At 55.7% G+C, this 6,443-nt stretch carries 7 protein-coding genes; 2 read left to right on the forward strand and 5 right to left on the reverse strand.

Going from position 1 to position 6,443, the window contains the following annotated elements; all coding sequences use genetic code 11:
- Nucleotides 1–122: 122 nt before the first annotated feature.
- Genes pqqE through pqqA form a run of 5 tightly spaced genes read right to left on the reverse strand, consistent with a single transcriptional unit; the run spans nt 123 to nt 3,244 of the window.
- Nucleotides 123–1,217 carry a pyrroloquinoline quinone biosynthesis protein PqqE gene (gene pqqE / locus GOW48_RS20460; protein WP_170755948.1) on the reverse strand — a complete coding sequence of 365 codons (1,095 nt, stop codon included), beginning with the start codon at nt 1,215–1,217 and terminating at the stop codon, nt 123–125.
- The gene (gene pqqD, locus GOW48_RS20465; protein WP_170755949.1) at nt 1,214–1,501 is read right to left on the reverse strand and encodes a pyrroloquinoline quinone biosynthesis peptide chaperone PqqD; all 288 of its coding nucleotides are present in this window, start codon (nt 1,499–1,501) and stop codon (nt 1,214–1,216) included. The genes pqqE and pqqD overlap by 4 nt, the downstream gene beginning before the upstream one ends.
- Nucleotides 1,498–2,226: a pyrroloquinoline-quinone synthase PqqC gene (gene pqqC, locus GOW48_RS20470; RefSeq protein ID WP_170755950.1), complete on the reverse strand. Its 729-nt coding sequence runs from the start codon at nt 2,224–2,226 to the stop codon at nt 1,498–1,500. The genes pqqD and pqqC overlap by 4 nt, the downstream gene beginning before the upstream one ends.
- Nucleotides 2,223–3,110 carry a pyrroloquinoline quinone biosynthesis protein PqqB gene (pqqB, locus tag GOW48_RS20475; protein WP_170755951.1) on the reverse strand — a complete coding sequence of 296 codons (888 nt, stop codon included), beginning with the start codon at nt 3,108–3,110 and terminating at the stop codon, nt 2,223–2,225. The genes pqqC and pqqB overlap by 4 nt, the downstream gene beginning before the upstream one ends.
- Before the next feature lie 26 nt (nt 3,111–3,136).
- Nucleotides 3,137–3,244 (reverse strand): pyrroloquinoline quinone precursor peptide PqqA, encoded by a 108-nt coding sequence (gene pqqA, locus GOW48_RS20480; protein ID WP_170356425.1) that lies wholly within the window; start codon nt 3,242–3,244, stop codon nt 3,137–3,139.
- 217 nt (nt 3,245–3,461) lie between these two features.
- On the opposite strand from pqqA, the gene GOW48_RS20485 reads away from it, so the two are divergent.
- Both GOW48_RS20485 and GOW48_RS20490 read left to right on the forward strand, forming a co-directional pair.
- On the forward strand, nt 3,462–5,507 hold the full coding sequence (locus GOW48_RS20485; protein WP_234899547.1) for a 4Fe-4S binding protein: 2,046 nt from the start codon (nt 3,462–3,464) through the stop codon (nt 5,505–5,507).
- Nucleotides 5,504–6,394 carry an FAD:protein FMN transferase gene (locus tag GOW48_RS20490; protein WP_170756553.1) on the forward strand — a complete coding sequence of 297 codons (891 nt, stop codon included), beginning with the start codon at nt 5,504–5,506 and terminating at the stop codon, nt 6,392–6,394. The genes GOW48_RS20485 and GOW48_RS20490 overlap by 4 nt, the downstream gene beginning before the upstream one ends.
- The last annotated feature ends 49 nt before the right edge of the window (nt 6,395–6,443 follow it).

The following is a 6,443-nucleotide window of genomic DNA, read 5'->3' on the forward strand; positions in this document are numbered from 1 at the left end:
TATCTCCGAGTATCGACGTTCTCTTGTTCTTCGACATTGCTTGGCGTCCGAATAACCTGACAGATCGTCTACGAACAGGAACTATCGCGCGGTTGTGACCCGGACTTTATGTACTCGTGCGGTCAAGTCCGGGTCGGGTCCAGTGTTCGATAGACAAAGCCGCGGTCCTCCTGCGGTGATGCGTTTTGTAAAATCGCCTTGATCCGAGCGTGTTCTGGGGATTTTTGGCAAACTGGATCAGTCGCGGACGCGTCGCCTGCCAATGCCAGCGCTTGGCATCGGCACCCGCCAAAGTCCACCTCTTTGCGGTCGCAGCTTTTACATGGCTCAGGCATCCAGTCGGTGCCTCGGTACGCATTGAAGGCCGTGCTATCATACCAAATGTCACTCAGATGCCGATTCCTTACAGAGTCGAAATGCAGATGGCTCAGGGTTTGTGCGGCATGACAGGGCAGTACCGTACCATTCGGAGTTACGTTTAGCCCGGTTGACCCCCATCCACCCATGCACGCCTTGGGATAATCTGCGTAGTAGTCAGGCGGGACAAAGTCGAATGCCAAAACGCCCTGCAGTTGCTGTGCGGCCTTCGCCACCGTTTTCTTCACAGCCAAGGTTTGTTCAAACGACGGCATAAGATTGTGCCGGTTTTTCAAAGCCCATCCGTGAAACTGCACGCAGGCGACCTCTAACCTGCGGGCACCGAGTTCGACGGCCATTTCGATCGTCCGATCCAGGTCGTCCAGGTTTTGGCTGTGCATCACGGCGTTCAGAGTCAGCGGAATGCCCCGATCGCGGATTTCGCGGGCGATTTTCATCTTGCGGTCGAACCCGCCGCGATAACCTCCGATCCGATCGGCAAGTGCCGCGTTGGTGCCTTGCAGCGATAACTGAATATGGTCCAGGCCCGCGTCCTCAAGCCGATCGAGCCGTTTGGGTGTCAATCCCACGCCGGACGTAATCAGGTTGGTGTACAAACCCAGTTGGGCTGCATGACGGGTCAGGTCCTCTAGATCGCGGCGCGAGGCTGGTTCGCCTCCAGACAGATGCAGTTGCAGAACGCCAAGGTCATACGCTTGCGAGAAGACATCTTTCCACGTGTCGGTGTCCAACTCGGTCTCTTTGCGTTCAAGTTCGACCGGATTGCTGCAATACGGGCAACTAAGGGGGCATCGATGGGTCAGCTCGGCCAGCAGTGCGATAGGCGGTGCGATACTCATGGCTTTACCATCACATACAGACGCCCGCGCAAAGTTTGTAAAAACTGTTGAACGTCTTTCTCAATGGTCTCGGCCGGAGCCCCAAATGTAGCAGCCAAAACCGCGATGATATCGCCAAACCGGGCTTGCCCATCGACCCTCGACAGGATTGCGACGCCAATATCGTCCAGTTCAATCACTTTCTCTGGTGCCATCAGAACAGTGCGATCACGTACTGCGTCGCGTTGAATCCGCACGCCGCGCGGCAGATAAGGGCGGTCCGATGCAGAGAAAACCAGCGTCATTTCATGCCTTCCCCGGGTTGCCAGGCACCGGGCGGGATCAGGCCGGGTTCGACATAGGCAGACCACAGCGCGTCGAGCTGTGCCCACAACACGTTGGTTTTGAAAATAAGGGCGTCGCAGGCCATATCCTCTTTCTCGGATGTGTCGGCGTGATCCAAAACCCAATTTAGGCCAAAAGCCACATCTTTAGGTGCCTGCGACAGTCGTTTTCGGAAGTAAGACAAGCTGTCCGCATTGGCGAAGTCGTAGTGCTCGAGCAGACCTTCGATCCGTTTTTCATGAATTTTTGGGGCGAACAGTTCTGTCAGTGAGGACGCTACAGCCTGAAGCATTGGCTTTTCGCGGACGTAATGCACATAAGCATCAACGGCGAATTGAGTTGCGGGCAGAACACCACGCCCCGAGGCGACGTAGTCGCTGTCCAACCCGACTGCCTCGGCCAGTTTCAGCCACCGTCGGATGCCGCCGCCCTCTTTCACGTCCCCGTCGTGATCTTCGATCCGGGACCGCCATTCGCGGCGGATATCTGGGTCGGTACAACGCGACATGAAAGCAGCGTCTTTCATGGGGATCGCCGCCTGATATGCCCAACGATTGATCACCCATGCGCGCACCTGGTCCGGGGAGCATTGACCGCTATGAAGCCGGTGGTGAAACGGATGTTTGTCGTGATACCGCTCGGCCCCGATCTGGCGCAGCCGTGCTTCGAGAGTTTCGCGGCTCATATCGTGATCTCCTGCCCGTCATAGGCAATGGTCCAGCCTGCAGATTCGACAAAGGCGCGCTCGGGTCCATCGGGCTGCAACATCGGGTTGGTGTTGTTGATGTGGATAAAGGCTTTGGCCGCGTCGATCCCGGCCAATTGCGCGACCGAACCGTCTGGGCCACTGACCGAGATATGCCCCATCCGCTGCCCTGTCTTCACCCCTGTTCCCGAGCGGATCATCTCATCATCGTCCCAAAGCGTGCCGTCAAAAAACAGCTGATCCGCGTCCGAGAGTTGATCCATCAGGGCAGGGGTCACTTGGGCGCAACCAGGAATATAATAGGCAATCTTGTCGCCTGCAGTCAGGCGAACACCCACTGTTTGCTCTCCGATCAGATCGGTTTGAACGGTATCACCTTCCATGAAAAGCGGCACTTTACCGGGCACGGCGAACAAGCGCGCGCTGAGGCCGGGCTGCAGGGCGAATTCCTGATCAAGTGAAATCGGGGTCCGCAAAACCTTGTCGCGATTGACCGCATCAAAAATACGGTTCTGCGCTAGCACGTTCAGAATATCCCCTGTGGCGAACAACGAAAACGGGGTTTGTTCACGCAGGCTAAGCAACCCTGCAATGTGGTCGATATCTCCGTTTGTCAGCAATACCGAAGCCACAGGCGTATCGCGCAGTGTTCTGGGATGTAGTTTGGGGCAGTCCAGCATTTGTTGCCGGATGTCAGGTGAAGCGTTCAGTATGCTCCAACTTTCACCATCGGGCGAGACCGCTAAAGATGATTGGCCAGACGGCGGGATGACTCCCAAACGGGCATCCTCGCAGTTCCGACATCCACAATTCCATTGCGGCAATCCGCCGCCTGCAGAAGCCCCAAGAACCAGAAAATGCACCTCGGGCCTCCGCTGCGTTTACGTAATCAGAACAGGTCGCGCTCGTGCTCGCGGCCTTCATCCTCGGACGGAGAATACATGTTGATCTCCATGCCGCAATTTACTTCTTTCAGCTTCGGTGCGCTCCAGGTCATTGCTACCTCCCATAAATCACTGGCGTTGATGAGACCGTACATCTCGGGCCAGATTCAGAAAATGCTTCTTTGGTCGTACGGTTCGAGCGGTAGTTTTGAACCCATTTCGGCCGAGGTCAACAGGCTTTAGGTCGTAGATTGTCAGCTTAGGACTTTTGTCGAATGTCGTCGGGTAAGACGGGCTTATAGTCTTGCGGCCATGCGCGCGGTTATAGCAATGATCCTGCTGATGCTCGGCAGCCTGATGGCTGCGGCCGAGCCGCTGCCGCGCGAACGCATCGAGACATTTATCCGCGCCCCGTTTTCTCTGGGGGAGCGCCTCAACGAAAACGGGGTTTATTCGCTGTTGAACTCAGGCGGAATCGAGGCGGGTTATGTGTTTGAAACCGAACCCTTAGCGCCTTTGCCGGGGTTCTCCGGTGCCCCGATCAACGTGCTGGTTGTCTTGGATCTTGAAGGACGGTTCATGGACGTCCAGCTGATTGAACATAACGAACCCATATTTGTGTCTGGTTTGGGCCAGGCACCGTTCCACAAGTTCTTTGAGCAATATGGAGGGCTGTCCATATCGGACTCGATCGTTGTTGGTACGCCGTACGGCGATGCTGCGTCCGGTTCACAGCTAGTTTATCTGGATGGCGTAACGAAGGCCACGGCGAGTGTCCGTATAGCGCATGAATCCGTCATGGGGGCGGCGCTGGCCGTTGCGCGCGAAAAGATGCAAGGGTTGGCAACCGCGCCACCCGCTTTTCCGAACCCAGACTATGACGAGACCCTCAGCTGGGAGGATCTGGTCGCTAAGGGGATCGCAACCAACAAGATCATAAAGAATTCAGATGTCGACGCCCTTTTCGAGGGGACATTGTGGGAAGATGACGATCCCGAGGCACAGGATTATCCGGACGAGGCTTATCTGGATTTGTGGGTGGTCGATCTGGGGCCCAAATCCATTGCGCGCGCGGCATTGTCCCAAGACAGTTTCGACGAGCTGCAGGGTTTTCTGGAGATTTCCGACAATGATGAACCAATCCTTCTGATCGAAACTGCGCGTCATGGGCTGGTCAGCGAAAAGTTCGTGCGAAACACAGCACCCGATTGGATTTCTGCAGAGCAAGACGGGTTACCGGTCGCATTGCGCGACGCCGATCTGCTTGTCGAATTGGCCGATGGAATGCCAGACGGCGTCGCAATGATCCTGCGCACCGACCGTCGTTTGGGTTTTGATCCTTCACGCGAGTGGGTCCTGAAGGTTCTTGCCGTTCGCGAACACGGCATGTTCCAGCCCGAGACGGGGTCGGTGACACTAGAAGTGAGACATGTGACGCCCGATCGGTTCTTTGAGCGTCCGGTCCAGATCACGCCCGCCCCACCATGGCTAGAGGCCCTGCGAAATCGTCAGCCAGACATGATCATTTTGTCTGCATTGCTTGCCGGTCTAGTGCTGACGCTCGGTTTGCGGATGAATTCTTTTGCTGCGCAACCGCTGTTCACACCATATAGGCTCGTTATTCTCGCGGTCATCGTGGGATTCATTGGTTGGTGGGGACAGGGACAACTGTCCATTGTCACCGTGTTGGGTGTTATCCGAACAGCTATTGACGGGGGCAGCTATGGGTTTTTGCTGTACGACCCGTTTTCGCTTTTGATCTGGGCGGTTTCGATTGCCGGGTTAATCGCTTGGGGCAGGGGCTTGTTCTGCGGGTGGCTCTGCCCGTTCGGCGCGCTTCAAGAGTTTGCACATCATCTGGGAAAAGCGCTCCGCTTGCCCCAGATCGAGCCATCGCGGGCGTGGGACCAACGGTTGAAATGGCTGAAATACGTGATTCTTGGTGGCTTGATTGGCGTCGTGTTTCTGGCCCCAGACGAAGTTGACAAAGTGGCTGAGGTTGAACCTTTCAAAACCGCCATCACAACTTTCTTTATCCGCGAGTGGTACTATGCCGCATATGCGATTTTTTGGCTTATTCTGGGCATGGTAATGTTCAAAGGGTTTTGCCGCTATGTCTGTCCGTTGGGGGCGGTCATGGCGATCGGAGGCCTTCTTCGTGGCCGCGACTGGATCGAAAGACGAGCTGAATGCGGGTCACCGTGTCAACTGTGCAAGGTCAAGTGCAAGTACGGGGCTATTAAGCAGACTGGGGAAATTCAATATAATGAGTGTTTCCAATGTCTTGATTGCGTTGCCATCCATGATGACCGCAACCAATGTGTCCCATTGATTCTAGCCGCACGCCGTCAATCCAGAAAGGTCGCTGCAGAATGATGAACCGCCGACGATTCCTGGCCGTATCCGCGGCGGCTCTGGGGGCTCCTGCTACGGCTCAGCCGACTGAGTGGCGTGGTCACGCTATGGGTGCCGAAGTCAGCCTGACCTTCGATGCCAATCCTGAGGCAGCCGCGTCTGCGATCACCAAAGTGCAGGCTCTCCTGGATCGGGCCGAGTCTCTGTTCAGTCTGTATCGGCCGGACTCTGATTTGGTTCGCCTGAACCAAACCGGGATTTTAGTGAATCCAGCGCCGGAAATGTTGGAGTTGTTAAGTATTTGTGATTGGGCACATGGCCGGACAGGGGGGCGGTTTGACCCTACGGTGCAACCGCTTTGGCTGGCGGCCGCCAACGGTCGCAATCTCGACGCTGCCCGAGAATTAATCGGTTGGGATAGGGTCCGGATATCCGAAGACAGAATTGTTCTGGGGCAGGGTCAGCAACTTACGATGAACGGCATCGCTCAGGGTTTTGTCACTGACCTTGTGGCCAACACATTGCGGAACGCAGGCTGGACCAATGTGCTGGTAAATATCGGTGAGTATTACGCCGCTGGCCGAATCTGGAGGCTGGGAGTTTCGGACCCGGTGCATGGCATTGTTCAAACCGTCAGGCTTCGGGATCGGGCTATCGCAACTTCCAGCCCCTCTGTGCTTCGTTTGAGCCCTGTTCATCTCCATATCCTGAATGCAAAAAACGAACGTCCTGCACTATGGTCGACTGTCAGTGTGGAAGCCGCAAACGCTGCAATGGCCGACGCGCTCTCCACCGCGTTGTGCCATGTCCCAGCCAGTGAAATTGCAGATATACTATCGCTTTCAAAGGGCAATCCCAAAGCCATTTGCACCCATGAAAGCGGCGAAGTATCGATATTTTATTCCTAAAGTCAGCCCTGTTTTTTTCAGGGCTGACGTTTGATTTAGCTACAGGCTT

It is taken from the genome of Ruegeria lacuscaerulensis, from assembly GCF_013033355.1.
GTDB classification, from domain to species: Bacteria; Pseudomonadota; Alphaproteobacteria; order Rhodobacterales; family Rhodobacteraceae; genus Ruegeria; species Ruegeria lacuscaerulensis_A.